Here is a 21,431-nt window from a genome sequence, read left to right on the forward strand (position 1 = left end):
CCATGTTGTTATGGTTGGCAGAATATTTATCTCAGTATTATAGTGCTTTTAGTGTTTTTCAATACTTAACCATGCGCGGCATTATGGGGGTGCTCACATCCTTGTTCATTGCCATGGCGATTGGCCCGTATATGATCAAGCATTTGAAGACCAAACAAATTGGTCAGTCTATCCGTGAAGATGGACCACAAAGCCACCTGGTTAAGGAGGGCACTCCAACGATGGGTGGTGCGCTTATACTCTTGGCTATTCTAATTAGTGCACTGTTGTGGGGAGACCTAACTAATCGTTATATTTGGGTGACTATTGCTGTAACTGCTGTATTTGGCGCAGTAGGTTGGGTAGATGATTACCGTAAAGTGGTGGAAAAAAATTCTCGGGGACTTATAGCCCGTTGGAAGTATTTTTGGCAATCGGTAGGTGGGCTTGGAGCAGCGCTATTTTTATACTACAGCGCACAAACCCCCCAAGAATTAGAACTTATAGTGCCTTTTTTCAAAACAATAGGCATTAATTTAGGGGTGTTCTATATCTTGTTAACTTACTTTGTCATTGTTGGTACTTCAAATGCAGTGAATCTTACAGATGGACTAGATGGCCTGGCTATCTTGCCTACAGTGCTTATTGCTGGAGCATTAGCAGTGTTTGCTTACTTGACAGGCAACTCTGTTTTTTCTGAATACCTAAATATACCTTATATACGAGGCGCAGGAGAACTGGTGGTTTTTTGTGCTGCAATCGTTGGCGCTGGTATGGGGTTTTTATGGTTTAACACTTATCCTGCTCAAGTATTTATGGGTGACGTTGGTGCACTAGCCCTTGGCGCGGCTTTGGGTGTGGTGGCTGTCATAGTGAGGCAGGAATTAGTGCTGTTGATTATGGGAGGTGTGTTTGTGATGGAAACTGTGTCCGTTATTATACAAGTAGCTTCATTTAAATTAACTGGTAAGCGAGTCTTTCGTATGGCTCCCATTCATCACCACTTTGAGCTTAAAGGCTGGCCTGAGCCTAGAATTATTGTACGTTTTTGGATTATTACTGTAGTTCTAGTCTTGATTGGCTTGGCCACTTTAAAGTTGCGATAAATAATAATTTCCAAGGAGTAGAGTCAACAATGCCATTGATCGTTAGTGATCGTTACAGCCTTATTATCGGTTTAGGAGTCACTGGGTTTTCTTGTGCTCAATATTTAGCCCGTCAAGGTGAGCGATTCTGCGTGGTTGACTCTAGGCAAGATCCTCCATTTTTGCAGCAATTAAAATCAGAGCAGCCAAACACGCTGATACACTTAGGTGAATTTGCTCTTGATTTATGCCTTAACGCAAGCCAAATCATTTTAAGTCCTGGGGTATCCTTACAAGAGCCTGTTTTAGTTGAAGCAGCCAAGGCCGGCGTGCCTATTCGCAGTGATATTGACCTATTTGCACAGGCAGCCCGTAAAGCTTGTGTGCCAATTGTGGCAATAACTGGGTCTAATGCTAAAAGTACGGTCACAAGCTTGGTGGGTGAAATGGCTAAAATGGCCAATCTCAATGTAGCTATTGGCGGTAATCTTGGTCAGCCCTCGGTGTCATTGTTAGCTGATAATATTGACCTATATGTGATGGAATTATCAAGTTTTCAGTTGGAATCTACTACTGGCTTAGGCGCAAGTGTTGCTTGTGTGCTTAATGTGAGCGCAGACCACATGGATCGCTATAATAACCTTATGGGCTACCATCAAGCTAAGCATAGAATTTTTCAGGCATGTAAAGCTGTGGTAGTTAATGGTAATGACGCCCTTACTAATCCTCTTGTGCCAGATACCGTTACTCAAACACGCTTTAGTCTGGGTGAACCAGATGTAGGGCAATTTGGTGTACTTACAAAGCATGGTGAAAAATGGCTTGCTAAAGGTATGTACTGCATTATGCCAGTTAAAAAAATGGCATTAAAAGGTGGCCATAATATAGCTAATGGCCTTGCAGCTTTGGCTCTTGGCGAAGCAGCAGGTCTGCCAATGGATGCAATGGTTAGCACCCTAACAACTTTTACAGGCTTGCCCCATCGCTGCGAGCATGTGGCTAACATCGATGGCGTGTCATACATCAATGACTCTAAAGGTACTAATGTTGGGGCAACTGTGGCTGCTATAGAAGGCCTAGGGCCTGAGTTAAAAGGGAAAATAATACTGATCGCAGGTGGGGAGGGTAAAGGTGCAGACTTTTCTGACTTAGCTGCGCCAGTATCAAAGTTTTGTAAACAAACTCTTTTAATAGGTGCAGATGCACAAAGAATTAAACAAGTCTTATTTGATAGCTCTATCTTCTTTGATGCAAAAGATATGCAAACGGCAGTGTCAATTGCACACGAAAATGCAGTCAGTGGTGATTTAGTATTATTATCTCCAGCATGCGCAAGTTTTGATGCTTATGATAATTTTGAGTCAAGAGGCCTACATTTTTCCCAACTGGTGAGGGCGTTGATATGAATCTTGTATCTGAACAGTGGAGAATTGTAGCGAGTCAAAGGTTAGATTTGGTCTTATTTGTTCCAGCCTTGGCGTTAGCTCTCATAGGTTATGTATTGATTACATCAGCGTCAATGGATGTCGTTGCTATTAAGTTTAACGACCCTTTTTATCAAAGCAAGCGACAGCTTTTATTCATGATTCTGGGCAGCTTTAGTATGATGATGTGTCTTATGACACCAGTGCACGTGTGGCAAAAACAAAGTCCATACTTGTTGTTGCTGGGTATGTTGCTATTGGTTGCCGTATTGATCCCAGGGCTAGGTAAAAATGTGAATGGTAGTACGCGATGGATCCCCGTAGGACCATTAAGTTTGCAACCTTCAGAGTTTGCTAAAATAGCGGTTGTGACATTCATGGCAGGATATTTAGTGCGCCAACAAGACGTCATTAGAAATAATTTCTCAGGCTTTTCCAAATCTTTAGTAGTGCTGGGCGCTTTTATTGTACTCCTTTTGTTAGAACCCGATTTTGGCGCAGTTGTGGTGATGATGAGTGCTGTTTTGGGGATGTTTTTTTTAGGTGGTATGCGCAAGCGTCACATCTCCATAGTGCTTTTAGCTGCGGCTGCCTTGGGAGCAATGACCATTTTTGCTGCTGAGTATCGAGTCAAGCGTTTAATGACGTACCTAGACCCATGGAGTGATCCTTTTGGTAGTGGTTATCAATTAACTCAGGCGCAAATTGCCTTTGGCCGTGGAGGTTGGTTTGGTGAAGGTTTAGGTCAGAGCATGCAAAAACTATTTTACCTACCTGAAGCCCACACAGATTTTGTTTATTCTGTATTGGCTGAAGAATCAGGTGCTTTTGGTGCTTTAATCGTAGTAGCTCTATATGGTGTACTCATAGTGCGCGGGCTACAGATAGGTCAAAAATCTGAGCGTTTAGGTCGCCATTTTTCAGCTTATCTAGCGTATGGTTTAATATTGCTGATAGCCACCCAAGCAATGATAAACATTGGAGTGAATCTAGGATTACTGCCGACCAAAGGGCTGACTTTACCCTTTGTGAGTTACGGTGGAAGTAGTATGTTGGCGTGTGCTGGGAGTTTAGGTATTTTACTGCGTATTTCTTTAGAAAATAATGCCTCTTATTTAAGTTTATCAAGTGAAGTTACTGTCGGTGGATATCCGGTCCAAAACTCATCGAGCAACACAACTGAAAAATTAATCCAAGTCACTCCAGGTTTAGATGATGTTGATCAATGGTTTGTCGATGACAAGAGTAAGCGAGGCACAAATTCATGATTGAGTCTCAACTAAAAAAGGAAGCAAAGCGGGTGCTTATTATGGCGGCTGGCACGGGTGGTCATGTTTACCCAGCGTTGGCAACCGCTAAAATTTTATGCAGCCATAACTTTGAAATAGAGTGGCTAGGCACTGGCAAAGGAATAGAAGCGCGTTTGGTACCAGAGGCTGGTTTAGTATTAAATTGTATTGATGTGGTGGGCTTAAGAGGCAAGGGGAAACTATCATTGTTGTTTGCACCTTGGCGGTTATTTAAATCATTATTACAATCCATACGCTTAATACGACGCTTTAAGCCTGACTGTGTTTTGGGTATGGGTGGCTTTGTCACAGGCCCTGGAGGGTTGGCTGCAAAGCTTCTGAATGTGCCGCTAATATTACATGAACAAAATGCAATTCCTGGGCTGACAAATCGATTATTACGCCCACTTGCTAACAGAACATTACAAGCATTTGCGGGGAGTTTTTCTGATGACAAGGCGATCACTGTAGGTAACCCTTTGAGATCTAATATTATTGCTAACACTCCACAAAAATCAGCTGATGGCCTTAAGGTGTTGGTCGTAGGGGGTAGTTTAGGAGCTTTAGCTCTTAACAAACTGGTTCCTAAGGCCGTGGCGCTGTTGAGTCTTGAGCACAGGCCAACAATTTGGCATCAAACAGGTCCTAAACATCAAACTATGACTCAAAATGGCTATGATGAAGCTGGAGTTGTGGCTAAAGTGGATGGGTATATTGACGATATGGGACTTGCGTATGCTTGGGCTGACCTAGTTATTTGCCGCTCAGGAGCGCTTACTGTAAGTGAGCTAGCTAATGCTGGCTTGGCATCTATATTGGTGCCATATCCCTACGCTGTAGATGATCACCAAACTGCCAATGCTGCGGTTTTAACAAGCGCAGGCGCCGCTATTTTATTACCCCAAGACACCTTATCGCCAGTTCTTCTTAGTGAAAAAATACGGGCATTGTATTGCCACCCATCAACACTTAATAATATGGCTGAAGCAGCGCTTACTTGCGCTTCTCCCAAGGCCTCTTACGCTGTAGCACAGCACTGCATGGAGATTGCTTGTGGTTAAATTTATCCCACCAAATCAATACACCATTCCAGAAATGCGACGCATTAAGCGCATTCATTTTGTTGGTATCGGTGGAGTAGGCATGTGTGGCATTGCCGAAGTTCTACTCAATCAAGGGTATGAAATCAGCGGTTCGGACATACGCGTAAGCCCCGTAACGCAGAGATTATCAAGCCATGGTGCGCAAATTTTTATTGGACATCAAGAAACGAACATTCGTGGCGCTCACGTGGTGGTGGTTTCTACAGCGGTAACCGAAGAAAATCCAGAGCTCATAGCAGCACGATCTCATCGTATTCCTGTCGTGCAAAGAGCGCAAATGTTAGCTGAATTAATGCGCTATCGTCATGGTATTGCAGTGGCGGGAACCCATGGAAAAACCACGACGACGTCTTTAGTTGCTTCTGTTTTGGCTGCAGGGGGATTAGATCCCACATTTGTAATAGGTGGAAAACTGACCAGCTCAGGCACCAATGCAAAACTTGGAGCTAGTTCATACTTAGTTGCAGAAGCCGATGAAAGTGATGCTTCTTTTTTACATCTGCAACCATTAACTTCGATAGTAACAAACATTGATGCAGACCATATGTCTACTTACGAAGGAGACTTTAATCGCTTAAAGAAAACCTTTGTAGAGTTTTTACATAACCTACCTTTTTATGGTTTAGCCATTGTCTGTGTAGATGATCCCGTAGTATGGGAAATACTACCTCAAGTGAGTAGGCCATTGATGACCTATGGATTTGATGAAAAAGCGGATGTAAAAGCGGTCAATGTTCAACAAAGAGGCATGATTACGTCATTTACTGTTTGTAGACAAGGGTATAAAGACTTAGATATTGCATTAAATATGCCTGGAAAACACAATGTCCAAAACGCATTGGCAGCCATTGCTGTGGCCACAGACTTAGAAGTGGCCGATGAGCATATAGTGAGTGGTTTAAATGATTTTGCAGGCGTAGGTCGAAGATTCCAAGTTTTAGGTGATTATCCAGCCAAAAAAGGCACAGCAACCTTGGTTGATGACTATGGCCACCACCCAAGAGAGGTTTCTGTCACCATTGATGCGATCAGAGCAGGTTGGCCTGACCGTCGTCTAGTAATGGTCTACCAGCCACATCGCTACTCACGCACGAGGGATTTATATGAAGACTTTGTGGATGTGCTATCACGTGTGGATGTGCTGGTTTTATTAGATATTTATCCAGCAGGAGAAGACCCAATCAACGGTGCTGATGGGCGAAGCCTTTGTCGTAGTATTAGATCCAGAGGCCAAGTAGACCCCATTTTTGTAGAACGTGGTGCCGCTGTTGCTCCAGTATTGGAAAATATTTTGCTCGATGGTGACCTTTTACTCACTCAGGGAGCCGGCGATATAGGGCAAATTTCCAGAGCTCTTCTAGAAAAAATGCAACAGCAGGAAAAGGTGAGTAATGACTAAATTGAACCTTTCTCAGAGCTGGAGCCATCTACTTACAGTGCCTAATATGCGTATTGCAGTCATTTATGGAGGCACGTCTGCTGAACGGGAAATATCTTTAATGAGTGGTGCGCAAGTGCTAACTCATTTGAAAAGTGCAGGTGTAGATGCCTTCGGCTTGGACCTAGGAGCAGATGGTCAGGATCAGGTTGCCCAGTTACAAGAGGCTGACATGGATGCTGCATTTATCATCCTTCATGGCCGAGGTGGTGAAGATGGTACGCTTCAAGGTGTTCTTGATTTTATGTCTATCCCTTATACGGGCTGCGATGTTTTGGCATCTAGTCTAGGTATGAATAAGTTGATGACCAAGTTAGTTTGGTTAGCACAAGGGGTGAAAACGCCAGCGTATGAAGTGCTAAACGATGGGAGTGATTGGGCGCAAGTTGTTGAGCATCTTGGTTTACCGATGGTGGTCAAACCAGTGCATGAAGGGTCAAGTCTAGGTATCAACATTGTTGATTCCATAAAAAGTTTAAAGCAAGCCTACCTCGATGCAGCCGAATATGATCGGGAGGTGATGGCAGAACAGTTTATCGATGGGGATGAATACACGGTTCCAATTCTTAATGACGAGGCTTTACCTGCGATACGATTGGAAACGGATAATGTTTTTTACGATTTACAAGCTAAATATTATTCTGAAAAAACTCGCTATTTGTTTGATAACCCCATGACTAAGGCACAACAAAAGAGCATGGAAGGCGAGTGTGGTTACGCCTTTAAAGTGTTAGGTTGTCGGGATTGGGGGCGTATTGACGTAATGCGAGATAAACAAGGTTGTAATTGGTTATTGGAAGTAAATACGACTCCTGGCATGACTAGCCATAGCCTAGTGCCTATGGCGGCTAAGGCAGCTGGGTTGAGTTTTGCCCAATTAACGCTGGTTATTTTAAATTTAGCTCTGGCGCGGGCTGCATAATGGTAATGAAACAGGCAGAACAGGCAGATCAGTTAAGTCGCTGGAGTTGGGGCGCCAAACTACTTTTGCTTATGGTGATGCTTACAGTTTTTCTGCTTACATGGCAGGCGATACAGCCTTGGATGCAGAGGCCTTTAGCGCAAATCGTTCTGCAAGCAGACATCCCTGCGACAGATAAAGTTACACTACAAAGCCAGTTGAATGCCCATTTGCCAGATTCGTTTTTTGGAGCAAACTTAGAGCAAATTCGACTTGAGGTAGAAAGTCATCCTTGGGTGAGTGATGCAAAAGTGAGTAGGGTGTGGCCCAATAGGTTAATGGTAGAGGTATCACCACAAATCTTTATGGCGCGTTGGTATGATGGTGGTTTTGTCAATCATAAAGGTCAAGTTGTATTGGTAGATCCTAGTCAGGTCGTTGAGGCCGAGCAGTTGCCTGTATTAGAGGGGCCTCTTGATAGTGCATGGGTTATGAGTGAGTTATTTCGACAAATGAGCTGGTTAGTGGGTCGAGACGATCTTGTCATTGACCAAATGACAATGGCGCGTCGTGGTGCTGTTGAGTTGCGTTTGGATAACAGTGTTATTTTAGTGCTTGGCCGCGACCAAGTGTTGCCTAGGTTGCAGAGATTAATGAAGGTGTATCATAGTTATTTCGTGACGAAAGCGCACATGATTGAACGTATAGATGGTCGCTATGTTCATGGTGTATCTGTAGCGTGGAAAGACGCTAGTTAGGGTAATAGATTTAGTGGCAAAAACGACACTTTTTACTGATTAATCCACCACTTAAGAGCTAAAGTGTGGGATAATCTAAGTCACTTTAAATGGCTTATTTTGCTTGTTTGAAAAATGTAATGATAAGGAAGAAATTGGTTGGCAGACTTAGTAATTAAGCCCATGGTGGTAGGGTTGGATATTGGAACTTCTAAGGTGGTTGCTATGGTGGCCGAGTTTGGGGATGATAACGAGCTTCACGTTGTGGGTATTGGTGCACAAGAATCTCGCGGTTTGAAGCGGGGCATCGTAGCCAATATTGAGTCTACAGTATTGTCGGTAAAGCGCGCCATCGAAGAAGCTGAATTGATGGTAGATTGCAAAATAAATACGGTTACCGTGGGCATTGGTGGTAATCACATCAGCAGTATGAATTCACACGGTATTGTGGCAATACAAGCTGGTGAAGTATCTGAACTGGACTTGGAGAGAGTCATCGAAGCTGCTCGAGCAGTAGCAATTCCTTCAGATCAAAAGATTTTACATATTTTGCCGCAAGAATACGTGATTGATGGCCAAGAGGGGATTCAAGACCCACTTGGTATGTCTGGTGTTAGGTTGGAAGTAAAAGTGCATATTGTCACCTGTGCGTTAAACGTAGCTCAAAATATAGAAAAATGTGTCACTCGGTGTGGTTTGTTATTAGACAATATAGTGCTCAATGCGCTTGCTTCAAGCTATGCAGTGCTCACTGATGATGAAAAAGAATTAGGAGTGTGTTTAGTAGATATGGGTGGTGGCACGATCGACGTGGCTGTGTTCACTGCAGGTGCCATTCGCCACACAGCAGTCATACCTGTTGCAGGTGATCAGGTAACTAATGATATTGCGATGGCTTTGCGCACGCCAACAGTACATGCAGAGGATGTGAAAGTAAGGTATGCCTGCGCCTTGGCCCAATTAACTGATTTGTCAGAAAGTATCAAAGTGCCAAGTGTAGGTGATCGGCCTGCTAGAGACCTTTCACGTCAGGCCCTGGCCGAAGTAGTAGAGCCTCGTTATGAAGAGCTATATACCCTTGTTCAATCTGAGCTAAGACGCAGTGGTTATGAAGATTTGATCGCAGCTGGTATGGTTTTGACAGGTGGCACGGCATTGATGGAAGGCGCTGTTGAATTGGCGGAAGAGATTTTCCATATGCCAGTTAGGTTAGCCAGGCCACATAAAGCGAAGGGCCCTAGTGGATTATTAGATAATCCAACTTATTCTACCTGTGTTGGCCTATTAAATTATGCCCAGCAAGCTGGGCCTAGTAATCAGGCTCCACAGGCTAAGGGAATGAATCTTTCTCTGGATACGAGCCAATGGTTAACAAAGTTTAAAATGTGGGTTAAATCGAATTTTTAAAGATAAGTCACTTAAGTGGCTATCTAAGTGAAGTCTGATGTCGATCAATTTCGTGTCAGAAAATAATAAATTAGACTAGGAGCAAGGCGATGTACGAATTAGTAGATAACGTGCCGCAAAATGCAATCATTAAAGTAATTGGTATCGGTGGTGGCGGCGGCAACGCTGTGAGTCACATGTTGTCCAGTGAAATCGATGGCGTTGAATTTGTGTGTGCGAACACAGATGCTCAGGCCTTGAGAGGCATGGAAGCGCGCTCAGTGATTCAATTAGGTGCTCAAATAACTAAAGGTCTAGGCGCTGGCGCTAATCCTAATGTTGGTCGTGAGGCAGCTCTTGAGGATCGCGCACAAATAGAAAGTATTTTGCAAGGGGCCGATATGGTCTTTATCACTGCAGGTATGGGTGGCGGCACAGGTACTGGTGCTGCTCCAATCGTGGCCGAAGTTGCTCGTGAGATGGGCATCTTAACAGTGGCCGTTGTAACCAAGCCATTCCCCTTTGAAGGGCGTAAGCGTATGGCTATTGCAGAGCAGGGCCTTAAAGAGTTAGCAGAGCATGTGGATTCATTAATTACTATTCCAAATGAAAAGCTGCTGCCAGTATTGGGTAAAAACTGTAGCCTTCTTACCGCTTTTAGCACTGCAAATGATGTGCTACTTGGCGCGGTACAAGGTATTGCAGACCTTATTACTCGCCCCGGTATGATAAACGTGGATTTTGCAGACGTGCGTACAGTGATGTCGGAAATGGGTATGGCTATGATGGGTACGGGCGTTGCTCGTGGAGAAGATCGCGCTCGTGAAGCTGCGGAAGCTGCAGTGCGTAGTCCATTATTAGAAGATGTTGATTTGCGGGGTGCAAAGGGCATCTTAGTTAACATCACCGCTGGTTTAGATATGAATTTGGGCGAGTTTTCAGAAGTAGGTAATACTATAGAGGAATTTGCGTCAGACAATGCCACAGTGGTAATTGGTACGGTGATTGATCCAGAAATGTCTGATGAGTTAAAAGTGACGGTAGTTGCTACAGGTTTAGGTCATGGGTATGAAAAGATTGAACCATTGGTAAAAGCTGTGGTCAATAACCCTAAGAGACGCCCAACCATCGATCAAATGGAACTGCCAGCGGTGAAAGACCCATTAGCAGGGGATGTGAATTTGAGCGAATCTGATGCTGATGCATCTAATAGCACTGCAGGCGATATTGGTTATTTAGACATCCCAGCATTCTTACGACGTCAAGCTGATTAAAATTTTGGCTTGGGCTTAGGTCCAAGTTTTAACGTATAACCTGTAATGGGTAGTTAATCAGCCTTAAATAAAGATTTTTTTGCTACATTTTCGGATACCCCGCGTGTAGGGCTAGGACATAATGGTTAAACAACGTACATTAAAAAATATTATTAGAGCCACTGGAATTGGTATTCATACGGGTAAAAAAGTTTATCTGACATTGAAACCTGCACTAGCTAATGTGGGCATCGTATTCTGTCGAACTGATCTTGATCCTGTCGTGTCGATTGCCGCGACCGCCGAAAACGTTGGTGATACGACACTATCTACCAATCTAGTAAAAGATGGTGTCCGAGTCTGTACGGTTGAACATCTTTTGTCAGCTTTCGCAGGGCTTGGCATAGACAATGCTTATGTCGAATTAAGCAGCGAAGAAGTGCCTATTATGGATGGTAGTGCGGCACCATTTATATTCCTATTACAGTCTGCTGGTGTTGAAGAACAAAACGCACCGAAAAAATTCATTCGTATTAAAAAGTCTGTCAGTGTCAGTCAGGATGATAAAACTGCATCCTTGGAGCCATTTAATGGTTTTCATGTAGGCTTTACTATTGATTTTGATCACCCATTGTTTGAAAGCCGTAATTGCACTACCCATTTGGATTTTTCTAGCACTTCTTATGTAAAAGAAGTGAGCCGTGCTCGCACGTTTGGTTTTATGAAGGATTTTGAATACCTTCGGTCTAAAAATTTAGCTCTAGGTGGTAGCTTAGACAATGCTATTGCCGTAGATGATTATCGCGTTTTAAATGAAGACGGCTTGCGTTATCAGGACGAATTTGTAAAACATAAAGTATTAGATGCTGTCGGAGACTTATACTTATTGGGACGCAGTCTCATTGGCAAGTTTGAAGGTCATAAGTCTGGGCATGGTTTGAATCATATGCTGCTAAGGGAACTATTATCCCAAGAAGATGCTTGGGAAGTCGTTACATTTGATGATGAGTTAGACTCTCCCATCGCTTATATGAGTCAAGCGGCTGCTATAGCATAAAAAATAATAACGACAAAGCTGGTGTTCCAAAAGAACTCCAGCTTTTTTACGTTTCAGGCCTTTGAAAAATGGCTTAAGGCCCCATAGTAATAGTAGAGATAATAGACGTCTCATTTACCCTAACAAACGCACCAGCGCATATAAAAAGATAAGATAATGGTACAAATTCTAAAGTCACTTTTTGGCAGTAAAAATGATCGTGAAGTAAAACGGTTTAATAAAATTGTAAGTAATATCAATAAACTAGAAAGTGATTATCAGTCATTATCAGATACTGAGATTGCAGCCAAGCGAGCAGAATTCAATCAACGTTTTGATGCTGGTGAAAGCTTAGATGATCTACTACCTGAGGCGTTTGCCGTTTGTCGCGAGGCTTCAGTCCGGGTGATGGGAATGCGCCACTTTGATGTGCAAATGATTGGTGGTATTGTCTTGCATCAAGGCAAGGTGTCTGAGATGCGCACAGGTGAAGGTAAAACTCTAGTTGCTACACTTGCAGTTTATCTTAACGCCATTTCAGCTAATGGAGTTCACGTAGTTACCGTGAACGATTACCTAGCTCAGCGCGATGCCCAATGGATGCGTCCACTCTATGAAGGCTTGGGTTTGTCTGTGGGTATTATTCTTTCAGGCCAAGACAGTAACATAAAACGCGAAGCATATGCCTGTGACGTGACATACGGTACTAATAACGAGTTTGGATTTGATTACCTACGAGACAATATGGCATTTAGTGCTGTAGATAAAGTACAGCGCCCCCTTAATTATGCCATTGTAGATGAAGTTGACTCGATCCTCATTGACGAGGCGCGTACCCCTTTGATTATCTCTGGGCCGGTTGAAGATAACACTCAGATGTATCTCACTATCAACGGTTTAATGCCACAGCTTGAGGTTCAGCCAAAAATAGAGGGTGATGAAGAGCCTACTGGTCACTATACTTTTGATGAATCTCACAAAACTATTGAGCTTACCGAAGGAGGGCATCAATTTGTTGAAGAGCTGTTAATTGGTGCAAACCTTTTAGGGTCAGGTGAAAGCTTGTATGCTGCGGCCAATCTCCCATTATTGCATCATGTACATGCGGGACTTAAAGCCCATGTAATCTTCTCTCGCAATGTGGACTACATTGTTCAAGATGACCAAGTGGTAATTGTTGATGAGCATACCGGCCGCACTATGGCGGGCCGTCGTTGGTCAGAAGGAATCCACCAAGCCATCGAAGCAAAAGAAGGTGTGAGTATTCAAAAAGAAAGCCAGACTATGGCGTCTACCACTTTCCAAAACTACTTCCGCTTATATGAAAAACTTGCAGGTATGACAGGTACTGCAGACACTGAAGCATTTGAATTACATCAAATCTATGGTTTGGATGTATTGGTTATTCCTACCAACGTTGATGTCAAACGTAAGGATATGAATGACCTTGTTTATCTGACGATGCCAGAAAAATTTGCGGCCATTATCGAAGATATACGTCTTTGTGTGGCGCAGCAGCGTCCAGTTTTGGTGGGTACGGCGTCTATTGAAATGTCAGAGATGGTTTCTCAAGCCTTAACTGATGCCGACGTGCCTCACAACGTGCTTAACGCTAAGCAACATGAGCGTGAAGCAAGCATTATTGCCGAAGCAGGTCGTCCTGGTGCCGTGACTATTGCCACTAACATGGCCGGTCGAGGCACTGATATTGTTTTGGGTGGCAAGCTAGAAGCTGAACTAGAAGCTTTGGGTGAAAACGCTAGTGAAGTAGAAATAGAGGCGGCTAAAGCAGACTGGAAAGTACGTCATGACTTAGTATTGTCCTCTGGTGGCCTGCATATTATCGGCACAGAGCGTCATGAGTCTCGAAGGATAGATAATCAGCTTCGTGGTCGTTCAGGTCGTCAAGGTGACCCAGGGTCTTCGCGCTTCTTTTTATCATTAGAAGACAATTTATTGCGTATTTTTGCACCAGAGCGTATCAAAGGCTTGATGCAAAAGTTAGGTATGGAGAAAGGCGAAGCTATTGAGCATCGAATGGTATCAAATGCTATTGAAAAGTCTCAGCGTAAGGTTGAGGGTCGTAACTTTGATATGCGTAAGCAACTACTAGAATACGATGACGTAGCTAACGACCAACGCACCGTGGTCTATGATCAACGTAATGAGTTAATGTCAACAGATGACATCGCTGATGTGATTACTAACGTGCGCTATGAAGTGGTAGACAGCGCGATTGATCTATTTATTGCACCGCAAAGCCTTGCAGAACAATGGGATATAGATGGTTTGGAAGCTGAGCTTAAAAAGCAATTTGGTATGGAGCTACCTGTTCAAAAGTGGCTTGATGCAGACGATCGTCTAGAAGAAGAAATTTTACGTAATAAAATTCAAACTCAATTAAGTGATAGTTATCAATCCAAAACTGATGTAGTAGGGGCTGACACTATTCGTGGTTTTGAAAAACAAGTGATGCTACAAGTGATTGACTCTCGCTGGAAAGAGCACCTAGCAACTATGGATATGCTACGCCAAGGTATTCATTTACGTGGGTATGCACAAAAAAATCCTAAGCAAGAATACAAACGAGAATCTTTTGACCTTTTTCAACATCTACTTTTTTCTATAAAAGAAGACGTTATTCGTATTTTAAGTAACGTTCAAGTTCGATCTCCAGCAGAAGTGGAGGAAGAGGAGAGAACGAAACGAGAACAGGCGCAAGCAGCAATGCAGTATCGTCATGAGCAAGCATTAGCTCAAACAGGTGCGCAGCAACAAGCACAAGCAGCCTCTACCGGTGTCCCGCCCTCGAAGGTAGGTCGTAATGAACCTTGTCCTTGTGGTTCGGGTAAGAAATATAAGCAGTGTCACGGTAAACTTACCTAACTAAAAAGTGATGTATTAGGAATTAAATTATGGCTGTTGGACGCTTAGCTAATGTGAACTACCATCCTATTGAAGGGTTTCAATTAGGTACCACAGAGGCTGGAATTAAAACCTCTGGTCGTAAAGACTTAGTGGTAATGCTAGCCCAAGCTGGTTCAAGTATCGCTGGAGTATTTACCACTAATGCATTCTGTGCAGCTCCAGTGCAGCTATGTAAGCGACATTTGCTAGAGGATAGCCCTTTGGCCTTAGTCATCAACACAGGTAATGCTAATGCAGGCACTGGACTTGTGGGTGATGCTGATGCATTCACTTGTTGCCAAGAACTGGCAAAAGGTCTCAGTTTAAATAGCTCTCAAGTATTACCCTTTTCAACAGGGGTAATCGGAGAAAAGCTTCCAATAGAAAAAATCGTATCAAACTTGCCTCACGCTATAAAAAAATTAGACGTTAATGGCTGGCAAGATGCGGCTTTGGGGATATTAACTACAGACACTCGCACCAAAGGCGCTAGTGTTCAAATTGAACACCTAGGCCAAACGATCAGCCTCACTGGCATTTCTAAAGGTTCAGGTATGATTCGGCCAAATATGGCCACTATGCTTGCGTTTGTTGCAACTGATGTGAGATGTTCACCCACCTTAACCCAAGACCTACTAGACCAAGCTGTGGAACAAAGCTTTAACCGAATTACAGTAGACGGCGATATGTCGACTAATGATTCGTGTATGCTCATCGCTACAGGTGCTAGTAGCTTATGCTTAGATGATGATAGTGAACTGATCTCCAAATTTAGCAAAGCCCTCACTGAACTTATGCAGCAGTTAGCTCACGCGATTGTACGAGACGGAGAAGGTGCAACTAAGTTTATTAGTGTAGAAGTGGAAGGTGGTGCGAATACACAAGAGTGTTTGCAAGTGGCGTATGCTATCGCCCATTCACCACTTACAAAAACTGCAATGTTTGCTAGTGACCCAAACTGGGGGCGCATATTATGCGCAGTAGGTTATTCTGGCGTGCCCAACCTTGACGTTAACACCCTAACCATTCATTTAGGTGACTGCCTTCTAGTTGACCAAGGCGGCTGTGCAGCAAGTTACACAGAATCAGCAGGTCAAGAAGTCATGGACCAAGAAGAAATCATCATACGAGTAGACCTTAAGCGCGGCGATATAAAGCAAACAGTGTGGACTACTGATTTATCTTATGATTACGTTAAAATCAACGCTGACTATCGCAGTTAAGGTAAAGCAATGAATAAGCGTGTGGAGGTAGTTGCAGCAATCGTGGTTGATTCTCAGCAGCGAATACTAATGGCACAACGTGCGCATTGGCAACATCAAGGTGGTAAGTGGGAATTTCCAGGCGGAAAAATAGAAACTGACGAAACCCATTTACAAGCTTTGGCAAGAGAGCTTGAAGAGGAAGTTGATTTACAGATTGATCAACGCTTTTGTGAGCTATTTAAAGCTGTGCATCACGACTATGCTGATAAAAATGTGTCATTGTATTTCTATCTAGTTAAGAATGCATCAGGCATTGCTAAAGGCATGGAAGATCAGCCCGTTTTATGGGTCGATGCAAAAACATTATCTGGGCTGGCTATTCCTGATGCGAATAAAGCGATTGCTGATGCTTTGCTTGAAACTTGGCCTGTTAGCTAACCTGACGATCGGCTTGTTCGTTAGCTTCAGCGTCCATTAGCACATCTTGTAGTATCTCTTCTGCTTGTTCTGGCAAGGAGCTGGCCACAGCATACATCACATCATCTGCCATTTCTGGTGCCACCTCGCTTATACTATCGACTAACTCCGATGCATTTTCAGGATCTGTTTGAGCTATAGATTCAGCTACTTGAGCGGCGTCTTCTGGGAGTATTTCAGCAACAGCGGTTGCAATATCAAAGGCTTGTTCTGGTGTTTCTTGGCCTAAAGCAATAGCTAGCTCTGCGCCTTCTCCTAAGTAATCATCATTTTCTTCACCTGCTAAGAAACTGTGCAACTCTTCATCAGGACTTGAAGCTATGGTTTCTGCTACTCCAGTGGCTATCTCTACACTGGCCTCGGGCACTTCTTGAGTTACTGCTGTAGCTACTTCTACCCGCTGATCTGGTGCTGCTTGCGCGGCCAAGACTGCAATTTGAGCGACTAATTCAGGCATATCGTCGGCAATTTCATGACTGACTATAGCGGCAATTTCTGCAGCTTGCAGAGGTGCTTCATCCAGCAGTTTTAACGTAAGCCTGCTTAATGCATTAAAACTTGCTTCAGGATCGAGTTTTTGTTGTTTAATTAAGCCACACATATATCGTGCTAAATCCGCACCAGAAGAAGGAGCGGAGCCTGCCACATTAGTAATAATATCAAGTTTCAAGTGGGGCAGTTCATTAGCCAAGGTGATGGCTAAAACTACAGCGTCATCAGGGTAGTTGTAGGCAGTGGCTTGGGCTATATTAACAGCCTCTTCTGGTTGATTTAGAGCGATGCTCAAGGCGATTTCTACCACATCATCTGGATTTTCTTCTGCCAATAAAAGCACAGTTTCAGCAGCTATACTGGTTTCATCCAAACTATTATATTCTGTACGCGGATCAAGTTCGGTAGCCATGGGTGCCATGCCTTGCATCACGAATGATTCTTGCAGTGCATCAGGCACTGCTGAGCGAATACTCATGCGATACATTACGAAGGTAATTAACACCAGACATGCCACAATTAAGTAGCCAAACAAAGCTCCTGCGCCCATGTGTTTCATTACCAATGAAGACGTATAGGGACCAATGACTCCACCTGTAGAATAAGCCAAAATGAGCTTTCCACTGGCTGCCACCATTTCAGTAGGCTTGAGTCGATCAAAGGCATCTGCTAAGGCTATGGGGTACACACAAGCCAAAGCGCCACTGAGAATTATTGCACATGCAATAGTAATAGCCATTTCACCTTGAGAGGCCATAATGGGTAATACCATCGCTGCAAAGCAGGCCACCAGCAGTGTGATCACTAACACGGTACGTCTATCAAATAGATCAGCCAATTTGCCCACAGGAAACTGTAATAAAAACCCTCCCACCATAGTAGCACTCATAAAAGTTGCTATTTGGCTTTTGGTCATACCCACGTCGGCACCGTATATGCTGCTCATATTGTACAAAGCGCCTAAGCAAATGCCAGAAATCATGATGCCTATAACGCCCAGGGGTGATGTTTTGTAGAGGATTTTTAATGGCATAGATTCAGATTCATTAATGCGCGGGCCACCAGAACGGCTCATAAGCACTGGAATCATACATAAACAAAAGAGCATCGCTACATAGATGTAAAGAATAGGGTCTTGTGGTTCTGCAAAATTCAACATAAGTTGGCCTAAAGCTAAGCCAAAATAAGTAACAAACTGATAGCTACCAAGAACTGTAGCGCGGTTCTCTCTAGTAGAGCTCTCACTTAACCATGTTTCCATAGTCATAAAAAAAGTTGCATTGGTAAAACCAATGAGTACCCTTAATAGTCCCCAAACTACAGGCACAGACCAGATGCTGTGTAATAAAGCGCACATAGTGGCTACAGAAGCACAAGCGGCAAAAATGCGTATATGGCCTACACGGCTGATAAGGTTCTTGCCATACAAGGAACCTAGCAACATACCTACAAAATAAAGCGACATGACTAAGCCAATAGCATCTGTATCTTGGCCATCTAAGCGCATGCTCATGGGAATAATAATGAACAACAAACCATTGCCCATGAGCAATAGAGTACAGCTTAAAAATAAAGGTAAAAATGGATTCAGCGCTTTCACGAGTTCCCTGCTAAGTAGTTAGTTTGAAGCGGGTAATTTAGTCGCAAAATATAGTAAATATAGACGTGGGTCAATGAATAAATTTAGCTGCTTACAAGCGCTTTTATATTACACACCTTCCCAACGTCATTTACGCTGTTAGAAGCCTTTATTAGTCTTGGTATGACTCCATCGGGGGGCAAGAGCAGATAAGGTTACGATCACCATAAACGTTATCTATACGATTAACCGTAGGCCAGAATTTTGCATCCAAGGTTGCTGCAGATGGAAAAGCTGCAACACTGCGGGAATAACCCCGATTCCAACCATGGCTCGCTAAATCTGACTGGGTGTGTGGTGCCATTTTTAATGGGTTGTGCTTCGGGCTCCACTCGCCTGATTCAATTTTCGCAATTTCACCACGAATACTAGCCATAGCGTCACAAAAGCGATCAATTTCTCGCTTTGGCTCAGACTCTGTGGGCTCAATCATCAAGGTGCCTGCCACAGGGAAGGACATGGTAGGCGCATGAAAGCCATAGTCCATCAAACGTTTGGCAATATCTTCTTCACTGATACCGGTGGTTTCTTTTAGTCCACGAATATCAATAATACACTCGTGTGCTACACGATCATTGCGGCCTTGATACAAGATAGGGAAGTGCTCACTTAAGCGTGAAGCCATATAGTTGGCACTCAAAATAGCCTGGGCGGTGGATTGCTCCAAACCTTCTGAACCTAACAAATTAATGTAAGCCCAAGAAATAGGCAGGATTGAACCACTACCATAAGGCGCTGCTGAGACTGCTCCATTACCATTGTCTTCTCCGTGTACGGGAACCACAGGGTGATTAGGTAAAAAAGGCGCAAGATGAGACTTTACGCCAATAGGCCCCATACCTGGACCACCACCACCATGAGGAATAGCAAAGGTTTTATGTAAGTTAAGGTGTGAAACGTCAGAACCTATGAGGCCAGGTTTGCTCACCCCTACTTGGGCGTTCATATTAGCACCGTCCATATAAACTTGGCCGCCATTATCATGAATAATTTGGCAAATTTCCACGACACTTTCTTCATACACACCATGTGTTGAAGGGTAGGTGATCATTAAGCATGAAAGCTGTTCAGCATATTGCTGCGCTTTGGCTTTTAGTTCTGCAACATCTACGTTGCCTAAATCATCACAACCAACCACAACTACCGTCATATCTACCATAGAAGCACTGGCAGGGTTGGTGCCATGAGAAGAGCTTGGGATGATGCATACGTTGCGATGACCTTCGCCAATACTTTCTTGGTATTTGCGAATGGCCACAAGTCCAGCGTACTCGCCTTGGGCACCAGAATTGGGTTGCATTGACACATGGTCGTAACCAGTAATTTCAACTAATTGTGCTTCTAAAGACCTAATTAACTCCATATAACCTTGAGTTTGATCTGCTGGAGCAAAGGGGTGCATATTAGAAAATTCAGGCCATGTGACTGCTGCCATCTGCGCTGTGGCATTAAGTTTCATAGTGCAAGAACCCAGTGGGATCATGCCATGAACTAAAGAGAAATCTTTATTTTCTAATTTTTTCATATAGCGCAACATATCTGTTTCGCTATGATAGCTGTTAAAAATAGGGTGCTCTAAGATAGCATCAGTGCGCATTAATTCGTTAGGCATCCCCATGCTGATACTGCTGCACAAGGCATCTGTCGCAACTAAGTCAAACTCTACTTGAGTTCCTGAAAATATATTTAGCAACGCTTGAACATGATGTGTTTGGGTAGTTTCATCTAAGCTAACGCCTAAGCCATCAGTGCCAACTCTGCGTAAATTATAACCAGCATCAAGTGCGCGCTGATAGATTTCATCTTGTTGGCCATTGGTTGGCAAAGTTAAGGTATCAAAGAAGTTTTGGTTACTGGAAGGAAAACCTAAAGTCTCAAGCTGAGCTGCCAAAATAGCTGTAAAGCGTTGGATGCGATTAGCAATAGTGCGAAGACCCTTTGGGCCGTGATAAACCGCGTAAAAAGACGACATGTTAGCCAATAGGGCTTGTGCCGTACAGATGTTAGAGTTAGCTTTTTCTCGGCGGATATGTTGTTCACGGGTTTGCATAGCCATACGCAGCGCAGGCCTACCTTTGGTGTCTATTGAGACGCCAATAATACGTCCAGGAATGGAACGTTTGTATTTGTCTTTACTGGCAAAAAAAGCAGCGTGTGGACCACCAAACCCTAAGGGCACACCAAAGCGTTGGCTAGAGCCAAACACTACATCAGCACCAAGCTCTCCAGGAGAGCGCAATAACACCAAACTCATGATGTCAGCACCAACAACAACCAGTGCTTGTTGCTCATGGGCTTCATCAATAATGCTCTTTAAGTTACAAATAGCGCCATCACTACCTGGGTATTGAACCAGCACGCCGAATAAGTCGTGTTGAGCCAAATCTGTGGCTGGGTTGCCAGTGACAATCTCAAACCCAAAATACTCTGCGCGTGTGCGTATTACAGATAGATTTTGTGGGTGAGTATTATCATCAACAAAGAAAGTCACGCTCTTTTTCTTGTTGGCCCGTTTGCAAAGTGCCATTGCTTCTGCAGCTGCGGTTGCTTCATCCAGTAATGAAGCGTTAGAAAGCTCCATGCCTGTTAAGTCCATAATCATTTGTTGGTAATTAAGTAATGACTCTAAACGACCCTGAGCAATTTCTGGCTGATAAGGTGTGTAAGCGGTATACCATGCTGGGTTTTCCATAACGTTGCGTAAAATAACGTTTGGGACTAACGTATTGCTGTACCCCATGCCGATGCAAGATACATTGACTATGTTTTTGCTAGCCATCGTTTTAAGCTGAGCTAAAGTATCTACTTCAGACTGTGAAGAAGGTAAGTTTAAAGGCTGGTCTAAGCGGATACTGTCTGGCACTGTTTCGTCCAACAACTCACCCATGCTAGACACATTGAGGTGACGCAACATAACATCATTGTCAGCGCTGCTTGGGCCAATATGACGGTCAATAAAAGCATCAGTTTGAAGTAACTGTGCAATAGGAGTTGGAGTAAAAGAAGGTGCAGACATGGGGAATCCTCGCTAGGCGCTATAAATAGCGTACTAGGATAATTTATTATGAAATTAGGGTGAT

The 21,431-nt window shown here is 43.6% G+C and carries 15 protein-coding genes; 13 read left to right on the forward strand and 2 right to left on the reverse strand.

Annotated elements, in window-relative coordinates; genetic code table 11:
- Nucleotides 1-2: 2 nt before the first annotated feature.
- The 13 genes from mraY to mutT all read left to right on the forward strand — a co-directional run bounded on the left by mraY (nucleotide 3) and on the right by mutT (nucleotide 16,181).
- The gene (gene mraY, locus ABXT42_RS03395; protein ID WP_443628966.1) at nucleotides 3-1,085 is read left to right on the forward strand and encodes a phospho-N-acetylmuramoyl-pentapeptide-transferase; all 1,083 of its coding nucleotides are present in this window, start codon (nucleotides 3-5) and stop codon (nucleotides 1,083-1,085) included.
- Between the two features lie 29 nt (nucleotides 1,086-1,114).
- Nucleotides 1,115-2,470: a UDP-N-acetylmuramoyl-L-alanine--D-glutamate ligase gene (gene murD, locus ABXT42_RS03400; protein WP_443628967.1), complete on the forward strand. Its 1,356-nt coding sequence runs from the start codon at nucleotides 1,115-1,117 to the stop codon at nucleotides 2,468-2,470.
- Nucleotides 2,467-3,756 carry a putative lipid II flippase FtsW gene (gene ftsW / locus ABXT42_RS03405; protein ID WP_443628968.1) on the forward strand — a complete coding sequence of 430 codons (1,290 nt, stop codon included), beginning with the start codon at nucleotides 2,467-2,469 and terminating at the stop codon, nucleotides 3,754-3,756. Before murD ends, ftsW begins: the two co-directional genes overlap by 4 nt.
- Nucleotides 3,753-4,838: an undecaprenyldiphospho-muramoylpentapeptide beta-N-acetylglucosaminyltransferase gene (gene murG / locus ABXT42_RS03410; RefSeq protein WP_443628969.1), complete on the forward strand. Its 1,086-nt coding sequence runs from the start codon at nucleotides 3,753-3,755 to the stop codon at nucleotides 4,836-4,838. The genes ftsW and murG overlap by 4 nt, the downstream gene beginning before the upstream one ends.
- A gap of 34 nt (nucleotides 4,839-4,872) precedes the next feature.
- Nucleotides 4,873-6,279, forward strand: a complete 1,407-nt coding sequence (gene murC / locus ABXT42_RS03415; protein WP_443629432.1) for a UDP-N-acetylmuramate--L-alanine ligase — start codon at nucleotides 4,873-4,875, stop codon at nucleotides 6,277-6,279.
- Nucleotides 6,272-7,240 carry a D-alanine--D-alanine ligase gene (locus ABXT42_RS03420; protein WP_443628970.1) on the forward strand — a complete coding sequence of 323 codons (969 nt, stop codon included), beginning with the start codon at nucleotides 6,272-6,274 and terminating at the stop codon, nucleotides 7,238-7,240. Before murC ends, ABXT42_RS03420 begins: the two co-directional genes overlap by 8 nt.
- Before the next feature lie 5 nt (nucleotides 7,241-7,245).
- Entirely contained in the window at nucleotides 7,246-7,977 is a 732-nt protein-coding gene (locus ABXT42_RS03425) for a cell division protein FtsQ/DivIB (RefSeq protein WP_443628971.1), read from the forward strand.
- Between the two features lie 162 nt (nucleotides 7,978-8,139).
- On the forward strand, nucleotides 8,140-9,363 hold the full coding sequence (ftsA, locus tag ABXT42_RS03430; protein ID WP_443629433.1) for a cell division protein FtsA: 1,224 nt from the start codon (nucleotides 8,140-8,142) through the stop codon (nucleotides 9,361-9,363).
- Between the two features lie 89 nt (nucleotides 9,364-9,452).
- Complete coding sequence (gene ftsZ / locus ABXT42_RS03435) at nucleotides 9,453-10,616, forward strand: cell division protein FtsZ (RefSeq protein WP_443628972.1); 1,164 nt, start codon at nucleotides 9,453-9,455, stop codon at nucleotides 10,614-10,616.
- 121 nt (nucleotides 10,617-10,737) lie between these two features.
- On the forward strand, nucleotides 10,738-11,652 hold the full coding sequence (gene lpxC / locus ABXT42_RS03440) for a UDP-3-O-acyl-N-acetylglucosamine deacetylase (RefSeq protein ID WP_443628973.1): 915 nt from the start codon (nucleotides 10,738-10,740) through the stop codon (nucleotides 11,650-11,652).
- Between the two features lie 153 nt (nucleotides 11,653-11,805).
- Nucleotides 11,806-14,517, forward strand: a complete 2,712-nt coding sequence (secA, locus tag ABXT42_RS03445) for a preprotein translocase subunit SecA (RefSeq protein WP_443629434.1) — start codon at nucleotides 11,806-11,808, stop codon at nucleotides 14,515-14,517.
- Nucleotides 14,518-14,546: 29 nt separating this feature from the next.
- Nucleotides 14,547-15,761, forward strand: a complete 1,215-nt coding sequence (argJ, locus tag ABXT42_RS03450) for a bifunctional glutamate N-acetyltransferase/amino-acid acetyltransferase ArgJ (RefSeq protein ID WP_443628974.1) — start codon at nucleotides 14,547-14,549, stop codon at nucleotides 15,759-15,761.
- Nucleotides 15,762-15,770: 9 nt separating this feature from the next.
- Nucleotides 15,771-16,181 (forward strand): 8-oxo-dGTP diphosphatase MutT, encoded by a 411-nt coding sequence (mutT, locus tag ABXT42_RS03455; RefSeq protein WP_443628975.1) that lies wholly within the window; start codon nucleotides 15,771-15,773, stop codon nucleotides 16,179-16,181.
- Here the strand turns inward: mutT and ABXT42_RS03460 are convergent.
- Both ABXT42_RS03460 and gcvP read right to left on the reverse strand, forming a co-directional pair.
- Nucleotides 16,174-18,312 carry an MFS transporter gene (locus ABXT42_RS03460; RefSeq protein ID WP_443628976.1) on the reverse strand — a complete coding sequence of 713 codons (2,139 nt, stop codon included), beginning with the start codon at nucleotides 18,310-18,312 and terminating at the stop codon, nucleotides 16,174-16,176. The two genes, mutT and ABXT42_RS03460, sit on opposite strands and share 8 nt — an antisense overlap.
- A 151-nt stretch (nucleotides 18,313-18,463) precedes the next feature.
- Nucleotides 18,464-21,367 carry an aminomethyl-transferring glycine dehydrogenase gene (gcvP, locus tag ABXT42_RS03465; RefSeq protein WP_443628977.1) on the reverse strand — a complete coding sequence of 968 codons (2,904 nt, stop codon included), beginning with the start codon at nucleotides 21,365-21,367 and terminating at the stop codon, nucleotides 18,464-18,466.
- Between the last annotated feature and the right edge of the window lie 64 nt (nucleotides 21,368-21,431).

The sequence above is a fragment of the Candidatus Njordibacter sp. Uisw_002 genome (assembly GCF_047730155.1).
Lineage (GTDB): Bacteria > Pseudomonadota > Gammaproteobacteria > Pseudomonadales > Balneatricaceae > Njordibacter.

Bases quoted from the DNA above. Each gene is read 5' to 3' on its own strand.
- mraY (WP_443628966.1), top strand. From the start codon at position 3: ATGTTGTTATGGTTGGCAGAATATTTATCTCAGTATTATAGTGCTTTT.
- murD (WP_443628967.1), top strand. From the start codon at position 1,115: ATGCCATTGATCGTTAGTGATCGTTACAGCCTTATTATCGGTTTAGGA.
- ftsW (WP_443628968.1), top strand. From the start codon at position 2,467: ATGAATCTTGTATCTGAACAGTGGAGAATTGTAGCGAGTCAAAGGTTA.
- murG (WP_443628969.1), top strand. From the start codon at position 3,753: ATGATTGAGTCTCAACTAAAAAAGGAAGCAAAGCGGGTGCTTATTATG.
- murC (WP_443629432.1), top strand. From the start codon at position 4,873: ATGCGACGCATTAAGCGCATTCATTTTGTTGGTATCGGTGGAGTAGGC.
- ABXT42_RS03420 (WP_443628970.1), top strand. From the start codon at position 6,272: ATGACTAAATTGAACCTTTCTCAGAGCTGGAGCCATCTACTTACAGTG.
- ABXT42_RS03425 (WP_443628971.1), top strand. From the start codon at position 7,246: ATGAAACAGGCAGAACAGGCAGATCAGTTAAGTCGCTGGAGTTGGGGC.
- ftsA (WP_443629433.1), top strand. From the start codon at position 8,140: ATGGTGGTAGGGTTGGATATTGGAACTTCTAAGGTGGTTGCTATGGTG.
- ftsZ (WP_443628972.1), top strand. From the start codon at position 9,453: ATGTACGAATTAGTAGATAACGTGCCGCAAAATGCAATCATTAAAGTA.
- lpxC (WP_443628973.1), top strand. From the start codon at position 10,738: ATGGTTAAACAACGTACATTAAAAAATATTATTAGAGCCACTGGAATT.
- argJ (WP_443628974.1), top strand. From the start codon at position 14,547: ATGGCTGTTGGACGCTTAGCTAATGTGAACTACCATCCTATTGAAGGG.
- mutT (WP_443628975.1), top strand. From the start codon at position 15,771: ATGAATAAGCGTGTGGAGGTAGTTGCAGCAATCGTGGTTGATTCTCAG.
- gcvP (WP_443628977.1), bottom strand. From the start codon at position 21,367: ATGTCTGCACCTTCTTTTACTCCAACTCCTATTGCACAGTTACTTCAA.